The organism is Desulfuromonas svalbardensis (assembly GCF_055389415.1).
This window is the reverse complement of the sequence record NZ_AP042416.1, coordinates 501,265-526,363: the sequence shown is the minus strand read 5'-3', so window position 1 is coordinate 526,363 and position 25,099 is coordinate 501,265. Positions and strand designations below refer to the sequence as shown.

22 protein-coding genes are annotated in these 25,099 nt (G+C 46.6%); 14 read left to right on the top strand and 8 right to left on the bottom strand.

All coding sequences use genetic code 11. The features are described from left to right. Nucleotides 1-11: 11 nt before the first annotated feature. Nucleotides 12-905, bottom strand: a complete 894-nt coding sequence (locus tag ACZ5KY_RS02455; protein WP_464244612.1) for a tetratricopeptide repeat protein — start codon at nt 903-905, stop codon at nt 12-14. Between the two features lie 202 nt (nt 906-1,107). On the opposite strand from ACZ5KY_RS02455, the gene ACZ5KY_RS02450 reads away from it, so the two are divergent. From ACZ5KY_RS02450 to ACZ5KY_RS02395, 12 genes are all read left to right on the top strand, one after another. After that, nucleotides 1,108-1,596, top strand: a complete 489-nt coding sequence (locus ACZ5KY_RS02450; RefSeq protein WP_464242322.1) for a CarD family transcriptional regulator — start codon at nt 1,108-1,110, stop codon at nt 1,594-1,596. Between the two features lie 98 nt (nt 1,597-1,694). Next, a complete protein-coding gene (ispD, locus tag ACZ5KY_RS02445; RefSeq protein WP_464242321.1) occupies nt 1,695-2,393 on the top strand; it encodes a 2-C-methyl-D-erythritol 4-phosphate cytidylyltransferase in 699 nt (232 codons plus the stop codon). Nucleotides 2,394-2,437: 44 nt separating this feature from the next. Continuing rightward, nucleotides 2,438-2,947 carry a 2-C-methyl-D-erythritol 2,4-cyclodiphosphate synthase gene (ispF, locus tag ACZ5KY_RS02440; protein ID WP_464244611.1) on the top strand — a complete coding sequence of 170 codons (510 nt, stop codon included), beginning with the start codon at nt 2,438-2,440 and terminating at the stop codon, nt 2,945-2,947. Continuing rightward, nucleotides 2,944-4,611 (top strand): glutamine--tRNA ligase/YqeY domain fusion protein, encoded by a 1,668-nt coding sequence (locus ACZ5KY_RS02435; RefSeq protein ID WP_464242320.1) that lies wholly within the window; start codon nt 2,944-2,946, stop codon nt 4,609-4,611. The genes ispF and ACZ5KY_RS02435 overlap by 4 nt, the downstream gene beginning before the upstream one ends. A gap of 203 nt (nt 4,612-4,814) precedes the next feature. Continuing rightward, a complete protein-coding gene (gene cysS, locus ACZ5KY_RS02430; RefSeq protein ID WP_464242319.1) occupies nt 4,815-6,263 on the top strand; it encodes a cysteine--tRNA ligase in 1,449 nt (482 codons plus the stop codon). Between the two features lie 146 nt (nt 6,264-6,409). Beyond that, nucleotides 6,410-6,856 (top strand): CBS domain-containing protein, encoded by a 447-nt coding sequence (locus tag ACZ5KY_RS02425; RefSeq protein ID WP_464242318.1) that lies wholly within the window; start codon nt 6,410-6,412, stop codon nt 6,854-6,856. Nucleotides 6,857-7,038: 182 nt separating this feature from the next. Beyond that, a complete protein-coding gene (locus ACZ5KY_RS02420) occupies nt 7,039-7,893 on the top strand; it encodes a putative metalloprotease CJM1_0395 family protein (protein ID WP_464242317.1) in 855 nt (284 codons plus the stop codon). Nucleotides 7,894-7,907: 14 nt separating this feature from the next. After that, entirely contained in the window at nt 7,908-9,680 is a 1,773-nt protein-coding gene (locus ACZ5KY_RS02415) for a transporter substrate-binding domain-containing protein (RefSeq protein ID WP_464242316.1), read from the top strand. After that, nucleotides 9,673-11,106 carry a sigma-54-dependent transcriptional regulator gene (locus ACZ5KY_RS02410; RefSeq protein WP_464242315.1) on the top strand — a complete coding sequence of 478 codons (1,434 nt, stop codon included), beginning with the start codon at nt 9,673-9,675 and terminating at the stop codon, nt 11,104-11,106. The genes ACZ5KY_RS02415 and ACZ5KY_RS02410 overlap by 8 nt, the downstream gene beginning before the upstream one ends. A 305-nt stretch (nt 11,107-11,411) precedes the next feature. Next, nucleotides 11,412-12,380, top strand: coding sequence for a TAXI family TRAP transporter solute-binding subunit (locus ACZ5KY_RS02405; protein WP_464242314.1), 969 nt, complete (start codon nt 11,412-11,414; stop codon nt 12,378-12,380). 84 nt (nt 12,381-12,464) lie between these two features. Continuing rightward, nucleotides 12,465-14,564 carry a TRAP transporter permease gene (locus ACZ5KY_RS02400; protein ID WP_464242313.1) on the top strand — a complete coding sequence of 700 codons (2,100 nt, stop codon included), beginning with the start codon at nt 12,465-12,467 and terminating at the stop codon, nt 14,562-14,564. A gap of 9 nt (nt 14,565-14,573) precedes the next feature. Next, a complete protein-coding gene (locus tag ACZ5KY_RS02395; protein WP_464242312.1) occupies nt 14,574-15,062 on the top strand; it encodes a universal stress protein in 489 nt (162 codons plus the stop codon). 24 nt (nt 15,063-15,086) lie between these two features. On the opposite strand, the gene rimO is transcribed toward ACZ5KY_RS02395, so the two are convergent. From rimO to ACZ5KY_RS02370, 5 genes are read right to left on the bottom strand one after another with little or no spacing between them, the layout of a single operon-like run. Next, nucleotides 15,087-16,433 (bottom strand): 30S ribosomal protein S12 methylthiotransferase RimO, encoded by a 1,347-nt coding sequence (rimO, locus tag ACZ5KY_RS02390; protein ID WP_464242311.1) that lies wholly within the window; start codon nt 16,431-16,433, stop codon nt 15,087-15,089. Nucleotides 16,434-16,448: 15 nt separating this feature from the next. Then, entirely contained in the window at nt 16,449-16,934 is a 486-nt protein-coding gene (locus tag ACZ5KY_RS02385; RefSeq protein WP_464242310.1) for a YajQ family cyclic di-GMP-binding protein, read from the bottom strand. 27 nt (nt 16,935-16,961) lie between these two features. Continuing rightward, a complete protein-coding gene (locus tag ACZ5KY_RS02380) occupies nt 16,962-17,708 on the bottom strand; it encodes a LolA family protein (protein WP_464242309.1) in 747 nt (248 codons plus the stop codon). 48 nt (nt 17,709-17,756) lie between these two features. Next, nucleotides 17,757-18,764, bottom strand: a complete 1,008-nt coding sequence (gene thiL / locus ACZ5KY_RS02375; protein ID WP_464242308.1) for a thiamine-phosphate kinase — start codon at nt 18,762-18,764, stop codon at nt 17,757-17,759. A gap of 48 nt (nt 18,765-18,812) precedes the next feature. Beyond that, nucleotides 18,813-19,226 (bottom strand): acyl-CoA thioesterase, encoded by a 414-nt coding sequence (locus tag ACZ5KY_RS02370; RefSeq protein WP_464242307.1) that lies wholly within the window; start codon nt 19,224-19,226, stop codon nt 18,813-18,815. Nucleotides 19,227-19,494: 268 nt separating this feature from the next. Here ACZ5KY_RS02370 and nfo point away from each other — a divergent pair, with 268 nt between their 5' ends. Continuing rightward, a complete protein-coding gene (nfo, locus tag ACZ5KY_RS02365; protein WP_464242306.1) occupies nt 19,495-20,346 on the top strand; it encodes a deoxyribonuclease IV in 852 nt (283 codons plus the stop codon). A gap of 79 nt (nt 20,347-20,425) precedes the next feature. Here the strand turns inward: nfo and ACZ5KY_RS02360 are convergent, their stop codons facing one another. After that, nucleotides 20,426-22,027, bottom strand: a complete 1,602-nt coding sequence (locus ACZ5KY_RS02360; protein WP_464242305.1) for a phosphoenolpyruvate carboxykinase — start codon at nt 22,025-22,027, stop codon at nt 20,426-20,428. A gap of 401 nt (nt 22,028-22,428) precedes the next feature. Next, nucleotides 22,429-23,328, bottom strand: a complete 900-nt coding sequence (locus ACZ5KY_RS02355; protein ID WP_464242304.1) for an Mrp/NBP35 family ATP-binding protein — start codon at nt 23,326-23,328, stop codon at nt 22,429-22,431. 288 nt (nt 23,329-23,616) lie between these two features. Between ACZ5KY_RS02355 and ACZ5KY_RS02350 the strand changes: the two genes are divergently transcribed. Continuing rightward, the gene (locus tag ACZ5KY_RS02350; protein ID WP_464242303.1) at nt 23,617-25,017 is read left to right on the top strand and encodes a hypothetical protein; all 1,401 of its coding nucleotides are present in this window, start codon (nt 23,617-23,619) and stop codon (nt 25,015-25,017) included. Nucleotides 25,018-25,099 lie beyond the last annotated feature (82 nt).

Genomic DNA, 25,099 nt, shown 5'->3' with positions numbered 1-25,099 from the left:
TCTGACCTTAGTTAGAAATGGCCTGTCATTTGAAAGCCAGTGGTCTTGTCATCAAGTAGTAGAGAAAAGTTACATTGCTCAATCAGCCGTGAAAGAGCTGATTGTTGCAGATCGCGATTGTATTTATGAACACTGTTCATGGCATTATAAATATTACCACCGTACCAACCCGCCTCAAAAAAGAGCAAAATTCCACCGACAACATGATTGCCAGTTTTGATCGATTGTATTCCACCACCTAAAAAAGCAGCATTAAGAAGTAGCGACATGCCCGCTTCACGATAGCGACCAGCATAAAGTTGACCACTTCCAGGAAGGATTGCTGATAATCCCCCTGCAAGTTTTGGTGACTTTAACGGCAGTTTGCTTAGTTGTAAAAAATCATCATTATTGAGCAATGAATGATCTGAAAGTTGCTGTTCATCATTGATCAGTTGATCGTATTCACCCAGAGAGGCAAGTGACCACAGACGTAAATCGGTTTGATGGTTTAAGAGTTGTGGTGACTTCTGGCTGGTATTGAGCTCACTGAGGCGTTCAAGGGTGCGGCTGAAATTGTGCTGTTTGTAGGCCGTTTCAGCATAAAGCACCGCAGCGTAATCACTCTCGGGGCTGTGTGGATACAGTTGAATGAGTGCTGTTAATGCTTTCTCGCCACTGTCCCATTGCTCGCCATGAAGAAAGCAACGCGCCATATTTAGTTGGGCACGGGCTGCTTCGGGATGATTCGGTTGGTAATGCAGGAATCGTTTGTACTCGGTTACCGCGCGATAATAATCGCTCTCCTGATACAGTGAATCTGCAAAGCTTAACTCAGAATGGCGAGACCCTTCACTAAGGGCAAAGCTCGGTGTGGCAGGGCTTAGGAAGAGTAAAGAGAGAGATAAGGTTAGGGCGAAAATCACATTCAAGGTTGGCAGCTCCGTAGCAAATTTTGTCAGGCTAACATAGCAGTTACCTTGAATCCAGTATTAAATGGAAGGGTTTTGGCCGTTGCCTTGACGTAGGAGGGTGATTGTAGTACAGTTAGAGACTGTCGCAAAGCTAAGGTATTCGGATGCCTGCTTAAGGTTTATTGCGACGGTGTCATAACTTACGGGGTGTCTCATGTTGTTTAGCATTGGTGATAAAGCTGTCTACCCAGCTCAAGGCGTAGGAATTATAGAAGCAATCGAGACCAAAGAGTTTTCAGGAGAAAAGCACGATTTTTACGTCATGCGTATTTGTGACAGTGATATGATCATCATGGTACCAACGAAAAATGTGGCCCAAGTTGGTATGCGTTGTTTGGTTGCTAAGGAACAGATCCAAGAGGTTTACGATGTCTTGGAAGATAAAGAAGCACCGATCGGCAATATCTCCTCATGGAGTCGTCGTCAGCGCGACTATACTGAAAAAATTAAATCAGGTGATCTGCTCTGTGTTGCAGCGGTATTGCGTGAGTTGTATATAATTAGTGTTGGCAAAGAGCTGTCGTATGGTGAAAAAAAAGTGATGGAACTTGCGCGGCGCTTAGTCGTTAAAGAGATGGCTTTTGCTGAAGATGTTGAAGAAGACCAGATTGGCCTACGGGTTGATAAAGTTTTTAATCGTTGATAAGGCAGGTTTTTTGAGTGTAAAGAGGACCAGGTTGTCATAGACCTGGTCTTTTTTGTTTTTGCTCGAGACCTCTTAGCACCCTATGTGAATATGTTATGAGTGTTATTGTACTGATTCCAGCAGCAGGTCTCGGCCGCCGTATGGGTGGGACTGTTAGCAAGCAATATTTAAGTCTCGATGGTCGGCCCATCTTAGCCCACACTGTCGCCCTGTTTGATTCTCATCCTCGTGTTGACCATATCTACATTATTGCTCCCGAAAATCAGCGTGATTTTTGTCAACGCGATTGCATCGAACCATACAATTTTAAAAAAGTACGTGATATTATTATTGGCGGCGCTCAGCGGCAAGATTCTGTTCGCAATGGCGTTGTCGCTTGTGGCGGTTCGTTTGGCGATACGATAATTATCCACGATGGGGTTCGCCCGCTCTATGATAGCGCGCATCTTGATGTTGTTCTTGATGAAGTCGAGCGCTCTGGCTCCTGTGTTGTTGGGGTTCCTGTGAAAGATACCATTAAGCGTGTTCAGCAGGGTTGTATCGTTGAGACACCACCTCGGGAAGAATTATGGGCTGCGCAAACGCCCCAAGCATTTCGTTATCAATTGATCTTTGCGGCGCACCATGAAGCTCAGCAGCAAGGTTACTGTGGTACGGATGATGCCTCGTTGTTGGAATGGCAGGGAAAGACGGTAACGATGGTTGAGGGCAGTTATCGAAATATAAAAATTACCACCCCCGAGGATCTGCATATTGCAGAGGCTTTTTTAGCGGTGGTTCAGGTTCGTTCGTAAGAGTACTGCCGCCAATCGAAGATGGAGAGAGATTAATGGTTGCGATGAGAATTGGCCACGGCTACGATGTTCATTGTTTGGTCGGCGAGAGGAAATTGATTCTCGGTGGTGTTGAAATCCCGCATTCCTTGGGTTTGCTGGGACATTCCGATGCGGATGTTTTACTCCATGCCATTTGTGATGCTATTTTAGGTGCTTTGGGCGCAGGTGATATCGGTCAACATTTTCCCGATAATGATGCACAATTTAAGGGAATTTCGAGTCTGAAACTGTTAAAAAGAGTGGTTGAACTTGCCGCTGAGTCGGGGTGGACTGTGGGCAACCTTGATACGACATTGATCGCCCAGCAACCAAAGTTAGCACCCCATTTGGCAAAGATGGTTGAAAATATTTCTTGCTGTTGCAATGTGTCACCATCGCAGATTAACGTGAAGGCGACCACCACTGAGCAGCTTGGTTTTGAAGGAAGGCGGGAGGGGATCTCGGCCCATGCCGTGGTTATTCTTGTCTCACAAACAGTTGAATCTGAACGAAAGGTTGTTGCACAGCTATGAGTACTGAGCCGCAAACAAAAGACTTTATTCGCAACATTGTTGCCGAAGATCTTAAAAATAATAAAAATGATGGTCGTTTAGTTACCCGTTTTCCACCGGAGCCTAATGGTTATCTCCATATTGGTCATGCGAAGTCGATCTGTCTAAATTTTGGTGTTGCAGAAGAGCAGGGGGGCGTGTGTCATCTCCGCTTTGATGACACCAATCCTGTTAAAGAAGAGACCGAATTTATCGATGCCATTAAAACCGATGTCAGTTGGTTAGGTTTTGATTGGGGTGAAAACGAGTATTTCACTTCAAGCTATTTTGAGCAGTTGTATCAATTTGCCACCCAACTTATTGGTGCTGGCAAGGCGTATGTGGATGATCTAAGTGGTGAAGAGATGCGTAAAATGCGCGGCACGTTGACTCAGGCTGGCACCAACAGCCCCTGTCGTGAGCGCAGTGTTGAGGAAAATCTTGACCTGTTTTCGCGGATGCGCAACGGTGAATTTGGTGATGGAGAAAAAGTTTTGCGCGCTAAGATCGACATGGCCGCGCCGAACATGAACCTTCGTGATCCAGCTATGTACCGTATTTTGCATGCGCATCATCATCGCACTGGCAATGAGTGGTGTATCTACCCCATGTATGACTTTGCTCACGGCCAATCTGATTCGATTGAGCAGGTTACCCACTCAATTTGCACCCTTGAATTTGCTGATCATCGGCCATTATACGATTGGTTTATTGAGCAATTGGGTATATTTGCCCCACGCCAATATGAATTTGCCCGCCTCAACCTCGGCTACACGGTGATGAGCAAGCGTAAATTGCAACAATTGGTCGCGCAAAAGCTCGTTTCGGGCTGGGATGATCCTCGTATGCCAACACTTGTCGGTATGCGCCGCCGTGGTTTTCCTGCACGGGCGATCCGAACCTTTTGCGAACGCATTGGCGTTGGCAAAAGCGATAGTTGGATCGACATGAGTGTTTTGGAAGATTGTGTCCGCGAACAACTTAACGAAACGGCTCCACGGGCTATGTGTGTTGTTGATCCAATTAAAGTTGTCATTACCGATTACCCCGAAGGCCAAGAGCAAATACTTGATGCTCCCGTTCATCCGCAACAGCCGGAAATGGGTCGCCGTCAAATTCCGTTTAGTCGCGAACTGTATATTGAGCGTAATGACTTCATGGAAGATCCACCGAAGAAGTTCTTCCGTCTCGGTCCTGGCCGCGAAGTGCGTTTGCGCAACAGTTATGTCATAAAATGTAATGATTTCATTTGTGATGAACAGGGTAAAATTATTGAACTGCATTGTACTCATGATACTGCAACATTAGGCGCAGCCCCCGAAGGACGCAAGGTTAAGGGGATTGTTCACTGGGTGTCACAATCTCACGCGTTAAAAGTTGAAGTACGTCAGTATGATCGCTTGTTCAATGTCGAAAGTCCTGGGGCGAGCAAAGAGGGCGTCGATTTTATCGATGAGATGAACCCCGATTCAATGGATATCATCCCCTGCTGTTACGCTGAACCAAGTTTGGCAAACGCTGAAATTGGCGTGCCATATCAGTTCGAACGGTTGGGATACTTTTGCGCGGATAGCGAATCCAAACCTGATGCGCTGGTGTTTAACCGCACGGTGACGTTACGTGATGCTTGGCAAAAAGCGAAGTAGGGTTCATCTGTTCCTTGTGAGTGTTGGTGATCTGTCGGCGGGTGGTAATTCAAGACCCAGATGGAGATTGCTTCCAACGCTTTCGCTTAACTTGCAGCACTCACCATCTGGAGCTTGAAACATTGGTGTGAGTACTTTGAGTTGATTTAAATTTGAACATATTGAAACTATAAAATTGAGATTAATTTAGGAAAGAGGTCAACATGAGCTTGCGCGTATATAATACCCTAAAAGGGCAAAAAGAGCCGTTTGAAACACTAGAGCCCGGCAAAGTTGGCATGTATGTTTGTGGTGTCACTGTTTATGATTACTGTCATATTGGCCATGCGCGCGCGAACATTGTTTTCGATATTATCTACCGTTATCTCCAGTTTAGTGATTACGAAGTGACCTATGTGCGTAATTATACCGATGTTGACGATAAGATTATCAATCGGGCTAACGAGCGCGGAATCACCAGTCAAGCCTTGTCTGAAGAGTTTATTCGTGCGTTTGACGAAGATATGGGTCGCCTCGGTCTTAAAAAACCAACTGTAGAGCCGAAAGCCACCGAGCATATTTCACATATTATCGCACTCGTTGAGCGCCTAATTGCCAAAGATAAAGCCTACGCTAGTGATGGTGATGTCTATTTTGCCGTTGATAATTTCGATGAGTATCTCAAACTGAGTAAGCGTAATCTTGATGATATGCAAGCTGGAGCTCGAATTGCCGTTGGTGATAAAAAACGTAATCCGATGGATTTTGCTCTATGGAAAGCCGCTAAACCTGATGAGCCATCTTGGGAATCTCCTTGGGGTAAGGGCCGTCCGGGGTGGCATATCGAATGTTCAGCGATGGGGATGGAGTACCTCGGGGAATCATTTGATATTCACGGCGGCGGTAAAGACCTCGTTTTTCCTCATCATGAAAATGAGATCGCTCAAAGTGAGGCGGCAACAGGTAAGCCATTTGTCAAATATTGGTTACACAATGGTTTTGTCAACGTCAACAAAGAGAAGATGAGTAAGTCGCTGGGTAACTTTTTCACCATCCGCGACATCTTAGAAACATACGATGCTGAAATCGTCCGTTTTTTCATCCTTTCGGCGCACTATCGTTCGCCCATCGACTTTTCAGACCAGAATCTCAAAGAGTCACGCTTAGGATTGACCCGTTTTTATGAAGGGTTGCAAGCTGCTGCGGAAGTATTGGCCGAATGCACGGTCGATGAAGGCACTACGGCAACAGATGGTGACGAGTTAGAGCAAAAATTTCGCGAAGCGATGGATGATGACTTCAATACCGCTTTGGCCATCGGTCACCTGTTCGAAGGTATTCGCACCATGAACCGCTTGATGGCGACCAAAAAGTTCCGCAAAAAAGCGGATCTTGTTGCATCGGTTCGCGCGTTGTATCACACTTTCCTCAAATTAGGTGGTGTCATCGGGATGTTTGGTTCAGAGCCAAAACAGTGGCTAGAACAGCAAAACCTTGCTGGTTTGGCTGAGCTTGGAATGGAGGTCGCGCAGGTTGACGCAGCGATTGCTGAGCGTTTGCAAGCCCGTCAAGATAAAGACTTTACTCGTTCCGATGAGATTCGTGACGAGTTAGCTGAAAAAGGGGTGTTGCTCCTTGATGGGGCTGCGGGTACAGTGTGGAAGATTAAGTAGGTTATTTTAAAAATGTAAAATAAAGGCCATCTTTTGGAAAGATCAGAAGATGGCTTTTGTGTATAATTAATTCACTCAAGGGGACGACTGTTGCGTCGTTGTACACTCAGTAGAGGATAAAGCGATGCTGTGAGGGAGGGGATAGTGTGAAAATAGAACAAATAATGAGTACCAGATTGGTGACCGTTGAATTAGATGATTCTCTGTCGGTTGTAAAAGAGTTGTTCGATCATGCAGGGTTTCATCACTTGCTCGTTGTTGAGGACGATCGCTTGCGGGGGGTGATCTCAGACCGCGACCTTTTAAAAGCGTTAAGCCCAACCCTTGGTACTGCTGCTGAAAAGGTGAGTGATCGAGATGGTTTGAAGAAGAAGGTTCATCAAGTCATGTCGCGTAAACTCATATGTTTGGAGTTGGGTGCGACGGTTGTTAGTGCTGTATCACTTTTTAATGCGAATACAGTCTCTTGCATTCCCGTTATCGATAGTTTTGGTTGTCCTGTAGGGATTGTGAGTTGGCGCGATATTATGAAACGACTGATTCTTGATGACTGCGGTGTTTGTATCAGACCGCTAGATGATGAGACTAAGTAGTTGTAACAACAGGAACAAAATTCAGTGATAGATAGAACTTGTTGTGGCGGCGGGTAAAATGATGACTGGACTAGCTAACTCTCTAATTAACTGGTAGAATAAAATTATTGAAACACGATTTGTTTTCACTGGATTACGTCGTTATGGTCGCTAAATAGGCTTGTAGACGAGGAGATATCAACATGGATATCAGCTCCCAACAATTAAATACAGCACTATTGCTTCCGTCAGAGTCGGTTCAGCGGTATCAAAAACAAGCTCAAAATGGGATTGTTGATGGCACAACTTCTGGGTCGGCTGCTGCTGAAGGAGTTTCTTCGCAGGCTAAGCGCGAGACGGTTGATCAGGTTCGGTTAAGTCCTGCTGCCCGTCAAGCCTATGAGGTTTCAAGCGATCCGGCCAAAGCGACCAATGCTGAAGCAAAGCAACAGGCTGAAAGTGATGTGTCAGAAACTCCTACGGATCAACCTGTTACACCAAATCGTGCTGTGAGTGCATATCAACAACAGACCAATGTCGCTGATGAGGACCAAGGTCAAGGTTCTGGACAACCAAGCAGCAGTCAACCTGATTCAGTTCGTTTATCTCCTGAGGCACAGCAGAAAGTAGTTGAACTCTCTCAGCGTGATCAAGAGGTTCAGGTTCACGAAGCCGCACATGCTGCGGTGGGTGGCCAGTATGCGGGAGCACCAAGCCTATCATATGAAACAGGGCCAGATGGGAAACGTTACGCCGTCGCGGGTGAAGTGAATATTGATGTCGGTGAAGTAGCGGGCGACCCTGCTGCAACAATGAAAAAAGCCGATGTAATTCGCTCGGCTGCATTAGCTCCAGCCCAGCCCTCATCACAAGATCGTAATATCGCTGCTAGTGCTGCGCAAATGAAAGCAACGGCTCAGGCTGAGTTGATGGCTGAGACGGCTGCGGCAGGATCCCAGATTGTTGAGAATTCTATTTCAACTGGATCGTTTTCTCCTTCGGCTAATAATAAGCCCGCCGAGGTACCATCTGTTTCCTTCAGTGGTGCTGTCGCTTAGTGGGGTGACCTGTTTTGCGAAAAGTTGATTCTGCAATTCTCAAATCACGATTAAGTCTCGCACTATATTTACTCCTGCCCTTTTTGTGGCTCATCATCCCACACTCTTGTTTTGCTCAACCTCAATTAGCCTCGCCAGCGATCACTTCTCCTGTCGTAATTGTTGGTGGCGATCATGCTTACCCTCCTTATGAATTTGTTGATGACGACGGTTTGCCGACCGGTTTTATTGTTGATTTGACCTACGCCATTGCCGAAGTGATGGGTTTTCAGGTGGAAATTCGCCTCGGTGATTGGCACGAGATGCGCCGCTCACTTAAAGAGGGTGAGGTGGATATTCTTCAAGGGGTCGCCTATATCGAAGAGCGACTTGAAGAGCTTGATTTTACACCACCACACAGTACCATCTATCAGTCTATCTGGACCCGAACTGGCTCGCCGATTAAAACATTGCAGGATCTCCATGATAAAGAGGTGATCGTGATGCGCGACAGTGTGATGCACGAGTTTATGGTCTCTCAGATGCCAAAAGTGACGTTGATCGCCACCAACTCTTTGAGGGATGCGTTACAACTCCTTGCCTCGGGGAAGCATCATTGTGCGTTAGTTTCAAAACTACCGGGTGAGTATTTGAAACGTGAAGGTGGGTTGACGAACATTCAACCTATTGCCAAGTCATTGGTGGAGCAGCCCTATAGCTATGCAGTACGTAAAGGTAACCATGCACTCGTGGAACGGTTTAGTAATGGTCTGGTGATTCTCAAAGAGTCGGGACGCTATCAGCAGATCTATAACAAATGGCTCGGAGTATTGGAGCCGCCCCGTTTGTCGTGGCAACGGGTGCTTGAATATAGTGCGTTAGTGGTCGTTCCGTTGTTGATGATTCTAGCCGCAACCGTATTGTGGTCGCGAACTCTGAAGATCAAGGTTGATGAACGTACAGCGCAGTTATCGCAGGAAGTTAAAGAGCGTAAGCGCGCGGTTGAGGAATTACAGTTACGCCAAAAGCAGTTATTGCAAGCCGACAAGATGACCTCACTGGGAATTCTTGTTTCAGGCGTTGCCCATGAGATTAATAATCCCAATGGTCTGATCACTCTAAACTTGCCACTGATCAGCCGTGCTTGGTCTGATTCCTTGCCTATTTTGGAACAACACTATGATCAACATGGCGATTTTAAACTGGGTTGGCTGAATTATTCTCGCATGCGCGATGAAATTCCCGAATTACTGTCCGAGATGCAGGATTGTAGTCGGAGCATAAAAAGTATTGTCGAAGACTTAAAAGATTTTGCCCGCCGCGATGATGAGCCGGTGACCGAGAGCGTTGATGTCAATGCTGTGGTGGAAACAGCGAGCCGGTTGTTGGATAATCAGATTAAAAAAATGACCCGCCATTTTCATCTCCAACTCGCTTCATCCTTGCCGATGGTTTATGGTCGCGCCCAGCGTTTAGAGCAGGTTGTCATTAATTTGTTGCTCAATGCGTGTCAGGCTCTTGATGGTCCCGAACAAGGGATTTGGCTCTCTACCCGCTATGAAGCGGAGGGCCGTTCGGTGGTGATTGAGGTGCGAGATGAGGGCTGCGGTGTCGAGGAGAGTCAGTTGCCGTTCATGATTGATCCGTTTTTCACTACCAAACGTGAAAAAGGTGGCACGGGTTTGGGGCTATCGGTGTCGGCCGGTATTGTCGAAAATCATGGTGGCCGATTAGAGTTTGACAGTACGGTTGGTGAGGGGTTATGTGTCACCCTTTTGCTGCCCGAGGAGGGGGTGATCAATGAATGAGAGTTTGTGTCCTGAGTTTAAAATTTTACTGGTGGATGATGAGCGCTCGTGGCTTAGGAGCCTGAGTATCACCTTAGAGGGCCCTGGCGGCTATAACAATCAACTCATGTGTAGCGATAGCCGACAGGTTTTGGATGTTTTGGCGCGTGAAGACATTGGGCTTGTATTGCTCGACTTGACCATGCCTCATGTTAGCGGCGAGTCGTTACTTGAAGAGATCGTTGCCAATCATCCCCAGGTGACGGTGGTGGTGGTGAGTGGCATGAACCAGATCGAAACGGCGGTGCGGTGTTTAAAGATTGGCGCATTTGACTATCTCGTCAAGAGTGTTGATGAGGAGCAGTTACTCGACTGTGTTCACCGCGCTGTGCGAGTGGTGGAGTTGGAGCGTGAAAATCAGGCTTTAAGTCGCGGTTTGTTGCATCAACAGTTACGTTACCCCGAGGCGTTTAGCTCTATTCTGACTCAGGATAGCAGTATGAAAGCGATCTTCCAGTATGTGGAATCGGTGGCGGCAACGCGGCGGCCAATCCTTATTAGTGGTGAGAGCGGTGTCGGTAAAGAGCTGATTGCTGGCGCACTCCACCAGATCAGTGGTCGCAGTGGCATGCTAGTCGCCGTTAACGTAGCAGGGCTAGACGATAATGTGTTTTCTGACACCCTGTTCGGTCATGTGCGCGGTGCGTTTACTGGGGCAGATACGGCGCGACCTGGCATGATCGAAAAAGCAGCTGGTGGCACCCTGTTTCTCGATGAGATCGGTGACTTAAGTCTTGCCTCACAGGTAAAGCTACTCCGTTTGCTTCAGAGTGGGGAATATTATCCCTTAGGCAGTGATCAGTCCTGTCAAATAAAGGCGCGGGTTATTGTTGCCACCCATCAAGACCTGATTGCTCGGCAAAATGATGGCCGTTTCCGTAAGGACCTTTATTACCGTTTGCGCACCCACCATGTTGAGATTATTCCACTGCGGAAACGACGTGGCGATATCTCACTGTTGTTTGGCTATTTTCTCGAAATGGCAGCTAAAGAGTTAGATGTTGACGTACCGTTGATCCCCGATGGTCTCCTTGGTTTACTCTCTAGTTATGATTTTCCGGGCAATGTACGTGAATTGAAGATGATTATTTACGATGCGTTGAGTGTCAGTCGCGGCGAAACACTATCGTTACGGCCTTTTCAAAAAGCGTTGGGTGTCAACGCCGATGTGCCCGCTGGGCGCGGTGAATTGGATGAGATGTTGGCCGCACGGTTGTTCGGTATGTTAGATCAATTACCGACACTGAACGAGGTTGGCTCTCTGTTGGTCGCTGAAGCGATGCAGCGTTCACAGGGCAACCAAAGTGTTGCCGCACGTTTGCTTGGTATTTCACAACCCGCACTAAGTAAGCGGTTAAAAAATTCCCCAATTAATCCCTCATCTTAATCATTCAAATATTATAACTATAGTTATAGTGAATAGCTAAGGTTATAGATCCTGTTAAACCCTGTAGTTCCAGTAAGTTATTGATTTTCAGAACCAAGACTATAACTTTTATTATAGTTTCCTCGTATGGTGTCCCTCGGTCTTTCTCTCCATTTGTTCTTTAAATACAGCATGTTATATGAATCGCGTAGACTTGGCACTCCCCTTGCTAATTAGTATTAATGTGCAACACTATAATGTGTCGCCAAGGGGGGGATGTGATCAACATCCTGATAGATTGAAATCACCATATGGAGGAATACAGTATGAAGAAAACAGCACTATTTTTTGCCGTCATGGCCGTTTTTACTTTGATTGCAGCACCAGCATTTGCCGTTCGTTACGTCACCATTGGTACGGGTGGTGTCACTGGAGTGTATTATCCAACCGGTGGCGCGATCAGCAAGCTGGTGAATAAAAAACGTAAAGAATATAACTTGCGTATGACTGTCGAGTCCACGGGTGGTTCGGTGTTTAATGTCAATGCCCTGATGAATGGCGACCTAGAGATGGGTGTCGTTCAGTCTGATCTACAATATCAGGCAATGAAAGGGATTGGCGCTTGGGAGGGAGAGCCTCAGGAAAAACTTCGCGCGGTATTTTCAATCCATCCTGAAATTGTCACCATCATTGCAGCTGTTGATAGTCAAATCAACGGTATCGCTGATTTCAAAGGTAAAATTATCAATATCGGAGCTCCGGGTACGGGACAACGGGTTAACGCCTTGGATTTGATCACTGCGGCAGGTCTTGATCCGAAGACGGATCTGCAAACCGAAGGGATTAAACCAGCAGAGTCTGCCAAGATGTTACAGGATGGCCGTATCGATGCGTTCTTCTACACAGTAGGCCACCCAAATGGCTCAATCAAAGAAGCAGTTGCTGGTGCGCGTAAGGTGGCGTTTGTCCCTGTTGAGCAAGCTCTTATCGACAAACTGGTTGCTGAGCAACCTTATTATGCTGCGGCCAACATCCCTGTTGCACCCTATGCCGGCGTTGCGAACAGCGAGCCAGTTCCTAGCTTTGGCGTTAAAGCAACAATCTGTAGTTCAGCCGATGTTCCTGAAGATGTGATCTATACCATTACCAAAGAGGTGTTTGAAAACCTTGAGGTACTGAAAACTCTTCACCCTGCCTTGGCAATATTGACCAAAGAGAACATGCTTCAAGGTCTGAGTGCTCCGCTACACCCTGGTGCGTTGAAATATTATCGCGAAGTGGGTTTGATGAAGTAAACCGCTTTTGCCGAGGTGGGGAGGTTATTCTCCACCTCGGTGAATTGTGCTGCCAACGTAACTGCACTACGGTCAGGAGGTCTGATGAAAATAGCTGATAATCAACACGACGAAAAGAGTGAACGAACAATGCCAGAGCAAGATGATGGGATTGCCGCCGCAAAGCGGATTCAAGAGGAGGAAGAACTCGGTATTCGCTACCTCCAGGGATGGCAAAAGTTCCTCGTTCCGTCGATCGCTCTCATCTGGTCACTGTTTCAATTATCGTTATCGAGCTGGTTGTTGGTCGATTCAACCTATATTCGTGCTATTCACCTGACCTTTGCATTGCTCATTGTGTTTTTGTCCTACCCCATGTTCAAGCGCGATATTCACATTCCGGGCTTGCGTTGGTTGGGTGAAAAACATGGAATACCATGGCCTGATTTTGTTTTGGCAGGTGTCGCCTCCGCTGCTGCATTGTATCTAGCTGTTGATTATGAGGGGATTGCCAATCGTATCGGTCGCGCCAGCGATATGGATATTGTTGTTGGCATTACCTTGGTGGTGATACTGCTCGAAGCAGCGCGGCGGGTAATTGGCCCTGCACTACCAATCATCGCCTCGATCTTTACCGCCTATGCTTTCTTTGGCCGCTATATGCCAGATTTCCTCGCCTTCAAAGGGGTGAGCATTCCCCGTTATCTGAGCCAAATTACTTTGTCGACCGAGGGGATTTATGGAATTCCTCTCGATGTATCAGCGCGTATTGTCTTCTTGTTTGTGTTGTTTGGCGCCATGCTCGACAAGGCCGGAGCAGGTAAGTTTTTTATCGATGTTGCCATGAGTTTGCTTGGCCGCTACAAAGGCGGCCCAGCTAAAGCGGCGGTGTTGTCGAGTGGATTGTCTGGTTTGGTATCTGGTTCAAGTATTGCCAACGTGGTGACCACGGGAACATTTACCATTCCGCTGATGAAAAAGGTGGGCTATCCCGCTCATAAGGCGGCGGCCGTTGAGGTCGCAGCAAGTACCAATGGTCAACTGATGCCACCGATCATGGGAGCGGCAGCATTCATTATTGCCGAATATGTCAATGTTCCTTATCTCGATGTGGTCAAAGCCGCAACGGTTCCAGCTTTCGCCTCCTACGCGGCACTGTTTTATCTGACCCACCTCGAAGCGTGCAAACTGGGGATGAAGGGGTTAGCTAAAGCCGACCTTCCTCAATTTGTTTCCACCTTTATGGGTGGCTTACACTTCCTTATCCCGATTTTCGTTCTACTTTACGAACTCATTATTCCTCGTCACTCGCCCGATTTAGCCGCCTTCCGCGCGATTGGGGTGTTGGTGGTGTTGATGATATTGCAACGGCTGATTCCAGCATGGCGCGATGGGCTGTCGAAACTGGCGGCATTAAGATTGGGTTGTGGTGAAGTGGTGGATGGCTTGATTGCTGGCGGGCGTAATATGGTTAGTGTCGCGGTAGCGACTGCCGCGGCAGGGATCATTGTCGGTGTTGTCACGATGGGCCTCGGCGGATTGGTGACTGATATTATCGATCTGCTCAGTGGTGGGAATCTGGTGCTTATGCTGGTGATCACCGCTATCGCTAGTTTGATTTTGGGGATGGGTCTTCCAACAACGGCGAACTACATCGTCATGGCATCACTCACGGCACCTGCTTTGGTAGCTCTAGCTGACATGCAAGGATTTGCCGTACCGTTGATTGCCGCTCACCTGTTTGTCTTTTATTTCGGTATTTTAGCTGATGATACGCCACCCGTTGGTTTGGCAGCCTATGCCGCTGCGGCGATTGGTGGTGCCGACCCGATCAAGACCGGCCTTCAAGGCTTTATGTATGATATTCGTACGGCCATCTTGCCGTTTATGTTTATCTTTAATACCGATATTTTATTGCTTGGAATCAGTAATCCGTTCCTGGCGGTCTATATCTTTATTATGACCTGTGTTGGCACTTTTGCCTTTGCAGCCGCAACGCAAGGGTGGTTTATCCGGAAGAACAGTTGGTACGATACTCTGTTACTCTTGCTGGTTTCGGCGATGATGTTCCGTCCGGACTTTTTTGCCCGAGTGGTTGGCATTGAGAACCATTACCTTGCGTATCTGCTTGGCGTGGCTCTATGGGCTGGAATCTATTTTTTGCAAAAAATGCGTGGTGGTTCAACACCGGTCGCACTAGCGTAGGAGGTTGTTATGTTGCCAGAGTATAAGACTATTTTACTTGCCATCGATCTATCGGAAAATTCTGCTTATGCGCTACGCCACGCGCTAGCCATTGGCCGCTGTCACAATGCTAAAGTGCATCTACTTCATGTATTACCCGATGTTGAACCTGCGGTGCTTAACTATGTGGCAACGGTAATGGGGGAGAATAAACTCGCCGACTATGAGTTGCAGCATAAGGAAGATATTCGTGATCAGGTTCGGGTGTCGGTTCATGAGTTTGCAAAAGCCGAGTTACTCAATAATCCTGAGTTGTTAGAACTGATCCACGACATTGAAGTTCATCATGGCAACCCGGCCTCTGTCGTGCTGGATGTTGCCGAACGTCTTGATGTCGATCTGATTGTCATCGGCAGTCATAGCAAAGGGCGGGTCAAGCATGCGTTTCTCGGCACTATGGCCAAGCGCTTACTGCGCAAATCGGTGCGACCGGTACTGGTGATTCCTTTACAGGACTGATAAGAGAATGTGTCGGGGAGTGAATTACTCCCCTTCACCGACCATCTCACCAATGAGGTCATACTCGGTGGTGTCTGTTACTGTTACGGCAACGATGTCACCGATGTTGGGTTGCCCTGCTGTGATGTAGACGATGCCATCGACATCGGGAGCCTGTCCGCGACTGCGTCCTTGCAGGAGCAAGTCAGTCTCTTCACTAAACCCATCTACTAACACATCAATCTGTTGACCGAGCAAGGCGTGATGTTTGTTGAGCGAAATCGTACTTTGAGCGGTCATAATCTGTTTTTGGCGCTGCTCTTTTAGCTCTTCATCAATTTGATTATCCATTTTGGCTGCCGAAGTACCATCCTCTTGCGAGTAACAGAACGCACCAACGCGGTCAAAATTCCCCTCATTGACAAATCCGAGAAGTTTTTCAAACTGGGCCTCTGTTTCACCAGGAAAGCCGACGATAAACGAGGTGCGCAGGGTGATGTTGGGTACCCGTTGGCGAATGCGTTGAATGAGTGCACGCAATTGCTCTTCATCAATGCGCCGATTCATCTTTGTTAAAATAGCGTCGTCAATGTGTTGTAACGGCAGATCGAGATAGTTACAAATCTTCTCTTCGCTGGCGATCAGATCGATCAATTCATCCGTTACCCCATCTGGGTAGGCATACAGCAGCCGAATCCACTTTAAATCAGCAATCTTCACTAACTCACGTAGGAGTTTTTCCAGCGTTGAACCATCCTTCAAATCATGACCAAAGGCGGTAATATCCTGCGCGATGAGATTGATCTCTTTTACCCCTGCCTGAACACTGGCTTCCACTTCGGTGACAACCGAAGCGATACTACGTGAACGCAGTGGTCCGCGTAATTGAGGAATGATGCAGTAGGAGCAGCAATTGGAACAGCCCTCGGCAATTTTGACGTACGAGGTGTAGAATGGTGAGGCTTTTACGCGCGGCGTGGTGTGGTCGTGTAGCGCAGTTGGCGCGCTCACCGCCTGGAGTTGCTGCTTCGAGGCGCGATATTCATCGATCAGTTCGACAATCCGCACCGCATCACCCGTTCCCATGAAGATATCCACTTCGGGAAGTTCTTTAGCGAGATCCGCTTTGTAGCGCTGTGGTAAACATCCGCAAACAATCAACAGCTTGCACGAGCCGTCATCCTTAAGCTGCGTTGCTTCAAGGATGGTATCGACGGATTCTTCCTGAGCATCGCGGATAAAAGAACAGGTATTGATGATGAGGATATCCGCCTGTGCTTCATCGTTAGTGATGTTGAAGCGATCACTGGTAAGGTGGCCGAGAATCACTTCCGAATCAACAAGGTTTTTCGGGCAGCCTAAGCTGATTAAACACACATTTTCTTTATTCAAACGAGTTCTCCATGACTATGAGCGCATGTTCGTAAATTGGAGGTCAACTTCAAGGTCGGTCCCTTTGAGCATCTGCATCACTTCTTGCAAGTCGTCAATTTTTTTGGCAGAAACGCGCACTTCATCGTCAGTAATTTGTGGTTGGACTTTGAGTTTTGTCTCTTTAATTTTTTTGATGATCTCTTTGGCTTTCTCTTTTGAGATCCCTTGAACTAAGTCGATGTGTTGACGAACCGCGACGCCGGATGCATTTTCCACTTTACCGAAGTCGAGACACTTGGCCGATACGTTACGGCGGGTTAGTTTGGCTTTGAGAATATCGACAATCGCTTGCAGCTTATAATCATCGGCAGCCAAAATGGTGATGCTATCCTTGTTAAGGGTGACCTCGTTGTGAGTACCCTTAAAGTCGTAGCGCTGATCAACCTCTTTACAGGTTTGGTTCACAGCATTATCAACTTCTTGTAGATCTACTTTAGAAACAATGTCAAAACTTGGCATGAAACTCCTCCATGAAGGATAGATAGATTATTTAAAATCAACGGTTAAATCAGATGGCCGTACGGTATCAACCCCTTCAGGGATAACGAAGGTAAATGATTCCGTTTCGGCTGTTTGATTAATTTTTATCGCACGGAACTCGATCTCAGTGGTGTTCCCGGTGGGATCGAGAACGCTGGCCATGTGTAATGGAAAGCCCGCTTGGGGTTGCGTGTCTGCCAGCCACTTTGGTACTGCGAGCATCAGAGTTTTGATGTAGACCGAGGACTCTTTCGGGGTAAGTTGCAGTAAAAAGTCTTCATCATCATTGCGTTGAGGAACTCCCCATACAACAGAGAAGTGCTGCGAGAGCTGACCTAAATTGCGTAAAAACAGTAAGGGGTCTTCACTGTAATAGCTTTCATCGTTCACTTCTGAGACCATCACCTGATTATTATCGGGTAGATACACCCACAAGTTTTCGCCGTCGGACACCACTTGTTGCTGGTTTGGTACGGTATAGCGCCAGTGGAAGAGGGTGTCGGTACGTTGCGCATCATCCGCACAGATAAACTTCATTGCCATCGTGCCACGTGCTGTTTGGGTACGATTAAGGCTAGCAATGCGGGCCTTTTGATAAAAATCGGCCTCAACTGTTTGTATGCTTTGCTCGCCAGCACTTGCGTTAAAGCGTTGTTGGAAGCGTTCGAGTAGTTGTTCAGGGCCAGGGCTGGTGGTCTGAGCCCATGCTGGACTGGTGATGCAAAGTAAAATTAAAAAAATAACAGTGCGCATGCACAATTCCTTTCGGGAAGGTTGAAACCGGTTGTTACCGGAGAGCGATTAACGAAAATGGTTAAAGCCTGTTGACTGAATGGGCCGTTGCTGACCTGCTAGATCGACCAGTGTCAAACCGTGACTAGCAGGGACGCAAGAGCCGATTTGGGTCAACGGTACTCCGAGTTCAGTGGCAAGCCGATTGATCTTATCATTGTTTATCGCTGGAGCACAGAAAAGGAGTTCATAATCCTCACCGCCGCGTTGGGAAATCTCAGCGTCTTGTGGATTATCTTTAAGGTGCTGCCGTGCTGCATCGGAAAGGGGAAATTGATTTTGAATCAATTGTGCGCCCAGTTGAGAGTGTTCAAGGATGTGGCCAAGGTCGGAAAAAACTCCGTCTGATACATCAATCATTGCCGTTGCTAGCTTGTTTTTGGCAATGGCGTGGCCAAGCTCTAGGCGCGGAGTTGGGCTATGATGACGTTGGGCTAGGTAGGCCGATGGAGTGTCACCGCGCTGAAGTTGAGCGAGGGCGATGGCGCTATCGCCAATGGTTCCAGAAACATAGATGAGGTCGCCCTGTTTGGCACCATCTCGACATAGCAGATGTTCGGGTAAAATAGAACCCTGAACGGTAACAGAGATTAACAAGCTGCCATTGCTGCGACAGGTGTCACCGCCGCAAAGTGTTGCCCCGGCTGCGTTCGCTTCATCAAGAAACCCTGAGGTAAACTGATCGATTTCGGTTTCAGTAAGAGTTTTCGGTAGGCCAACACCTAAATAAAGGTGAGTAGCCTTGCCACCCATAGCGGCAATATCACTCAAATTGACGGCAGCACTTTTCCGACCGAGGTGATACATATCTGTCCAATCTCGGCGAAAATGGACATCTTCGATCAGCAGATCTTTGCTGGTAAGTAGTAGTTCCCCCACTGGCATAATGGTCGCGGAGCAATCATCTCCAATGCCTACAGCAACACTGCTACTGTGAGCAACTTGGTTGCGAATTCGATCTATGAGGCCAAATTCACCGAGTTGGCTGAGGCACTTGTTGGGTTCGACGGATTTCATGGCGATAACTTTATGCAAACTGCGGCTAAATGTCCAGCAGAGACCGTATCATTCTAACCCTTCAAGGTCGTTAATCGCCTGTTTAAATGGTTGTGGCAGTCGACGGGCTTTACGCGCAGTGTAATCAAAGGCGATGAGGACCGTTGTCCCTTCAGCGGTTAATTCCCCCTTTCGCTCAATGCGGTAGTTCATTGTCACTGAGGAACGTCCTATTTCAGTTATCCGTACCCCAATTACCAACTCGTCAGCGAAAAACATTTCGGCACGATACTTTACGTTTGCTTCAGGAAGAATAATGCCACAACCACCAATATCGAGTTCACTGAAATTTCCTAGATGTTTAAGGTAGCGGATACGAGCATCTTGGAAAAAGTTTAGTACCGCAGAATTGGCAACATGGTTACCGTAATTGATGTCGCTTATTCGAACTTGGTAGGGTGTTGTAAACTGAAAGCCTTCCATTTTGTACTCCTAAGTAGTGATGAGAGTACAACGGTAACGTATTGTGCCGCGGTTACACAATGTAAAGTGGATAAATTGTATTTTGCTTGCAATTACAGATATTTGCATGTTTTTGTTCATTTTTAAGTTCTGTGCATTGATTTTGAATATGGTGTTATTTGTGAATCTTCAACTGAAAATGAAGGGTTTGCCAGTTTTGTCTGTTGTGCGGTAGTATGTTGGTCAGATGTAAACAGTCGAAAATAAAACTCAAAAAAGGATGATGAGAATGAAATATATTGGAGCGCATGTTAGTGCAGCAGGAGGGGTCGATAATGCCCCAGGTAATGCAGCCGAGATTGGTGCAACAGCTTTTGCATTGTTTACCAAAAATCAGAAGCGCTGGAATGCCTCTGCGTTGACCGATAAGGTGATTGAAGCGTTTAAGGAACGGTGTCTTCATCATGGTTTTGCCATGGATCAAATTTTACCTCACGATAGTTATTTGATTAATTTAGGTCATCCTGAGGCTGAAAAGCTGGAAAAATCGCGCGTTGCTTTTGTTGATGAGCTGCAACGTTGTCAGCAATTGGGCCTAACTCGACTCAATTTTCATCCTGGTAGTCACCTTAAACAGATTGAAGAGTCAGAGTGCATAAGTCGTATTGCAGAATCGTTAAATATCGCTTTCGCGCAAACGGCGGGGGTTGTGGCGGTGATTGAAAATACTGCTGGTCAGGGTAGTAATCTCGGTTATCGTTTTGAACAGTTAGCAGAGATTATTGCGCAGGTCGATGACAAAGAGCGTGTCGGTGTGTGTTTGGATACCTGCCACACCTTTGTTTCAGGTTATGATTTGCGGACTACTGAGGCGTGTGAGGCGACGTTTAAAGCCTTTGGGGAGATTGTAGGCTTTAACTATCTAAAAGGGATGCATCTCAACGACAGTAAAACCCCCCATGCGAGCAAAGTTGACCGTCATGCACCGTTGGGTGCTGGTGAGATTGGTTGGAGCTGTTTTGAGTACATTATGGGCGATAGTCGCTTTGATAATATTCCGTTGATTCTAGAAACAACGGATCCGCTGTTGTGGCCAGAGGAGATCGCTGCGTTGAAACGGTTGGCGGGAATTACTGTTTAAGGTTTTTGTTGAAAAAAACAGATAAAAAAAGCGGTTATCCTGTAAAGGATAACCGCTTTTTTTGTTGAAGCTATCTAGCTTACTTAGCTAGTGGGCCGGCGTTTTTAACTTCGTCGGTAACACCATCAGCAAATTTCTCAAAGTTGGCGTGGAATGCTTTAGCAAGATGGATTGCTTTGGCATCATATGCGTCTTTGTCTTCCCATGTATTACGTGGGTTAAGAATTTCATCCGGTACGTTAGGGCAGGTCTGTGGAATATGAAGTCCAAAGATTGGATCTTGCTGATAGTCAACATTGTCCAATTTTCCTTCAAGAGCTGCGTTCAGCATCGCACGGGTGTACTTGATCTTCATCCGTGAGCCGATGCCGTATGGGCCACCACTCCAACCTGTGTTAACCAACCAGCAGGAAACTTCGTGTTTGCGAATTTTCTCTTTTAACATGTTGCCGTACTCAGAAGGATGCAAAGGCATGAATGGTGAACCGAAGCACGCTGAGAAGGTTGTTTGAGGCTCTGTAACACCTTTCTCAGTACCAGCTAGTTTTGCTGTGTAACCAGAGATGAAATGATACATCGCCTGCTCAGGTGTTAATTTTGAAATTGGAGGCATAACACCAAAGGCATCAGCCGTAAGCATGATGATGTTCTTTGGGTTGCCACCCATCGATTCAGGAACAATGTTAGGGATCTGCTTGATGGGATACGCCGCACGAGTGTTCTCAGTGATGCTCGCATCATCGAGATCTACAAAGCGGGTGGTGGCATCAAGGCCAACATTCTCCAAGACGGTACCGAAGCTGCGTGTGCACTTGAAAATCTCAGGCTCAGCTTCAGGACTGAGGTTGATCACTTTTGCGTAGCAACCGCCTTCAAAGTTAAACACCCCTTTGTCTGACCAACCGTGCTCATCGTCACCGATTAACTGGCGGCTTGCATCGGCAGAAAGGGTTGTTTTGCCTGTGCCCGAAAGACCAAAGAATACTGCGCTATCACCACCAGGTCCAACGTTGGCGCTACAGTGCATAGGCAGAACACCTCTTTGAGGGAGGAGATAGTTCAGAACAGAGAATACACCTTTTTTGATTTCGCCACTATATGCTGCTGCAGCAATTAAAACAATTTTACGGTCAAAATTGATGATGATGCCCGCTTCAGAGTTTGTACCGTCGAGTTCAGGGATCGCTTTGAAGTCGGGTGCTGCAATAACCGTAAAGCCTGGAGCAAAGTTTTCAAGCTCAGCCTCTGTCGCTTTAATCAGCATGTTGCGAGCAAACAGACTTTGCCATGCTTGGGTAGTAATCACGCGGATAGGCAGACGAAATTCTGCGTCTGCCCCGGCAAAGCAATCCTGAACAAACAGATCACGATTTTGCAGATAAGCCATCATGCGGTTGTATAGGGAATCAAACTTGTCAGCGTCGAAAGGCTTATTGACAGTGCCCCACCAAATTTTATCAGCACTCTCGCCAGCTTTTACAATGAAGCGGTCGTTGGGTGAACGTCCAGTATATTGGCTATTTGAGACGACGATTGGTCCTTGATGAGAGAGGTGACCCTCACCGCGACGAATAATCTCTTCATAAAGTGCTGGGGTGCATAGGTTGCGACTGATGCTTTTGACGTTGGTAATACCGTGTTGTTCCAGGTAATTACCGCAAGGTTTGTTTGACTGGCTCATGGTGACTCTCTTTCCTGAAAATAAAAGACGATAGCAATGTACCACAGGGTACAAAATAGAATGTTGAGCTGTATTGTTTTTAGAGCTGTTACAATAACCTCCCTAAAAACATGGTTAAAATTTTTATTGTTATTGAAGATTCACTTCATAGCCCCTGAATTATCAAGAGTCAAGTAAAACTCGTAAAAAATTAGACTATTCCTAACAAAATACCAAAAATCAACAGGTTGTAAATGGCAGGGTTGGGACGGTTGGAATAATGCGCTAATTATTGGATTCAGTCAAAGTGAAAAAATCGATGACAAAGAGTGATGTCGGTGATGGAAGGAATAAAAAGGGATCAAAGTCATCGACTCTGATCCCTTTTTGATGGTGATATATTTTGAACCGGTTTCGTAATTTTAGTCCCGTAGGTCAGCCGTGCCGCCGCCAGGATTGATACAGCGCAGAGTCAGTTCCTGAGCAATCTCTTGTAGAGCCTGAGCGGTTGGGGAGTCAGGGCAGGATTCAACAACAGGCTTCCCTGTGTCGCCTGCATCAACCATTCGTGGATCCATAGGGATTTGACCTAAAAACGGTACCGTCATATCTGCTGCCATCAGACGTCCACCACCCGTTTTGAAAATGTTGGTGACTACATTACAGTTAGGGCAAACAAAGCCACTCATGTTCTCGATAATGCCGAGAACGGGAAGATCCATTTTTTTACAGAAGGTTACCGATTTTCGTACATCAACAAGAGCCACTTTTTGTGGCGTGGTCACGAGAACCGCGCCTGAGCCTTTGCCGAGAAGTTGGACAATAGTGAGAGGCTCATCGCCAGTACCTGGGGGGCAATCGACAACGAGGTAATCAAGCTCACCCCATTCAACATCTTTGATAAACTGTTGAATAACACCCGCTTTTGCAGGGCCACGCCAAATCAACGCATCGTCATTTGATTCAATTAAAAAGCCGATTGACATCACTTTTAGGTTGCCACGCTCAATGGGAAGCATCCCATTTTCGTTGGTTTCTGGTCGTTGTCCTTCCATGCCGAGCAAGGTTGGGATGGAAGGACCATGAAGGTCAATATCCATTAATCCAACTTTAGCCCCTTGGCTGGCAAGTGAAACGGCAAGGTTTGCTGCCGTTGAGCTTTTACCAACGCCACCCTTACCTGACATAACGAGAATCTTATGTTTGATCGCCGCTAAATTATTAGCCAAGCGTTCTTGTGCTTTCTCTTTATCGCATGCTTGTTTCTCATTGTCGGAACAATTGTCACTTTTAGAACATCCGCTACAGCTGTCGTTTGCCATGTTTGATCATCTCCTTGGTAAATTTATTTTAGTTATTCAGTATATCAAATATAGGTTTTCACGCATTGAAGACTAATCCTCTCAGGTATAATTTGTCAATTTAGAATATGTGCTGGATGGTTTAGATTGAAAATTTCGTCGTAGTATCTATTTCGTTTAGTCAGAGTAAACATCCTATAACTCTGTTTTATTTATCTTGACGGTCAGGTTAGGGGACTGTTAGTTTCACCCTTTAATTATACCTGCCACGTATAATTCGTCTTGCATTTCTATTTATGGAGGAAAGTGATGAAAAGATTATTGATGTTGATCGCTGTGCTCGTTGCAGTATCTCTTGCAGCCCCGAGTTGGGCGGCGATTGAATTTTTTGGTACAGCAAAAGTAAAGCCAACATATTACTCAAATTTTGATTTCAATGATGACGCTAACGATAAGTTTGTCGTGAACGAAGGTGGTTTAGTTAAGGGCGCCCATATGCGTTCAGAATTACGCTTAGGCTGGAAGGCCGCAGGCGATAAATGGTCTGTTAAGATGATTGCTGAAGCGGATGTAATCATGCAAAAAGATACAGCTGATCGTTCATTTTACGCTAATGCAACAAAGGACGGTAATCCTAACACTGGTGGTGAGTTTGGCATTGAGCGCGTAGAGTTGCTCTACAAATTTAATCCTGCATTTGAATTGCAAACAGGTTGGGATATTCGCGCATTAGATATTAAGTCTGGTGGTTTACTGTATGGTGATGATCACCCCTTCATCGGTTTCCGTGGTCAGTTAGCTGAAAACACCAAATATGAGCTTCTCTTCCTCCCTATTCAAAACATGACGAGCCTCCAAGGCTCTGGGCCATTTGATAGTGACGAAGTGAATGACTGGCGCGTGTATTCATTGAAATTGAATCAACAAGTGGGTGGTTTTAACCTTAGCCCATTCATTGCTTATAGTGACAACGACTCTCGCGAAGCCCAAGTGGCTTACTACGGTTTCGAGATGACAGGAAAAGCGGGGGCATTTAAGCCATCGTTTGAGATTATTGCTGCAGACGGTGAGTTTGATAACGGTAAAGATATCTCATCATGGGCGATGTTCGCAGGTGTTGAGATGGACGTATGCAAGGCCTTTACCCCTTATGTCGCTTTCCGCTATACACAGGGCGATGACGATGCCAACGATGATGATGTTGAGGGCTGGGTTGGTATCACAGATATTGGTCGTTTCACTCCATTGATGGGAATGGACGGTGGTATCCTTAGTGAAGACTTAGGTCAAAGTTACGGTGCGACACTTTATTCATACACTCCTGAGCGTTCACCACTGGCTGATGGTCTAGATGCTGACAATTATGGCGGTATCAGTAATGGTGGCAAGGGTAATAACCCTGGTCAGGTTTTGTTAGCGATTGGTGCTAAGGGTGACCTCTCTTCAGTTGTTGATAAGTTAAGTTATAAGACTCAGGTATTCTTTATTTGGTACGATGAAACAGGCAACCTTGCAAACGTGAAGGATCCTGGCTCTAATGTAGACGATTATGCTGGTACAACTTTTGACTTTCAATTGAAGTACGCGCTTGATCCAAACTTCAGCATCGATTATATCTTCGGTGTCTTCGTTCCAGGTGATGGAATAGAAGATCAATATGGCGACGATGTTGCGATGACAAACTGCTTAAGCCTGTGCTGGAAATATTAATTCCGAATGGGCTAGATAGCTGATAAAAAACTCCCCAGTAGGATATGATTCTGCTGGGGAGTTTTTGTTTAATATTGACTGG

Coding starts and splice junctions, on each gene's coding strand:
- ispF (WP_464244611.1), top strand. CDS start 2,438: ATGAGAATTGGCCACGGCTACGATGTTCATTGTTTGGTCGGCGAGAGG.
- ispD (WP_464242321.1), top strand. CDS start 1,695: ATGAGTGTTATTGTACTGATTCCAGCAGCAGGTCTCGGCCGCCGTATG.
- ACZ5KY_RS02350 (WP_464242303.1), top strand. CDS start 23,617: ATGAAAAGATTATTGATGTTGATCGCTGTGCTCGTTGCAGTATCTCTT.
- thiL (WP_464242308.1), bottom strand. CDS start 18,764: ATGAAATCCGTCGAACCCAACAAGTGCCTCAGCCAACTCGGTGAATTT.
- ACZ5KY_RS02380 (WP_464242309.1), bottom strand. CDS start 17,708: ATGCGCACTGTTATTTTTTTAATTTTACTTTGCATCACCAGTCCAGCA.
- ACZ5KY_RS02435 (WP_464242320.1), top strand. CDS start 2,944: ATGAGTACTGAGCCGCAAACAAAAGACTTTATTCGCAACATTGTTGCC.
- ACZ5KY_RS02370 (WP_464242307.1), bottom strand. CDS start 19,226: ATGGAAGGCTTTCAGTTTACAACACCCTACCAAGTTCGAATAAGCGAC.
- nfo (WP_464242306.1), top strand. CDS start 19,495: ATGAAATATATTGGAGCGCATGTTAGTGCAGCAGGAGGGGTCGATAAT.
- ACZ5KY_RS02355 (WP_464242304.1), bottom strand. CDS start 23,328: ATGGCAAACGACAGCTGTAGCGGATGTTCTAAAAGTGACAATTGTTCC.
- ACZ5KY_RS02400 (WP_464242313.1), top strand. CDS start 12,465: ATGAAAATAGCTGATAATCAACACGACGAAAAGAGTGAACGAACAATG.
- ACZ5KY_RS02360 (WP_464242305.1), bottom strand. CDS start 22,027: ATGAGCCAGTCAAACAAACCTTGCGGTAATTACCTGGAACAACACGGT.
- ACZ5KY_RS02385 (WP_464242310.1), bottom strand. CDS start 16,934: ATGCCAAGTTTTGACATTGTTTCTAAAGTAGATCTACAAGAAGTTGAT.
- ACZ5KY_RS02410 (WP_464242315.1), top strand. CDS start 9,673: ATGAATGAGAGTTTGTGTCCTGAGTTTAAAATTTTACTGGTGGATGAT.
- cysS (WP_464242319.1), top strand. CDS start 4,815: ATGAGCTTGCGCGTATATAATACCCTAAAAGGGCAAAAAGAGCCGTTT.
- ACZ5KY_RS02395 (WP_464242312.1), top strand. CDS start 14,574: ATGTTGCCAGAGTATAAGACTATTTTACTTGCCATCGATCTATCGGAA.
- ACZ5KY_RS02420 (WP_464242317.1), top strand. CDS start 7,039: ATGGATATCAGCTCCCAACAATTAAATACAGCACTATTGCTTCCGTCA.
- ACZ5KY_RS02450 (WP_464242322.1), top strand. CDS start 1,108: ATGTTGTTTAGCATTGGTGATAAAGCTGTCTACCCAGCTCAAGGCGTA.
- ACZ5KY_RS02405 (WP_464242314.1), top strand. CDS start 11,412: ATGAAGAAAACAGCACTATTTTTTGCCGTCATGGCCGTTTTTACTTTG.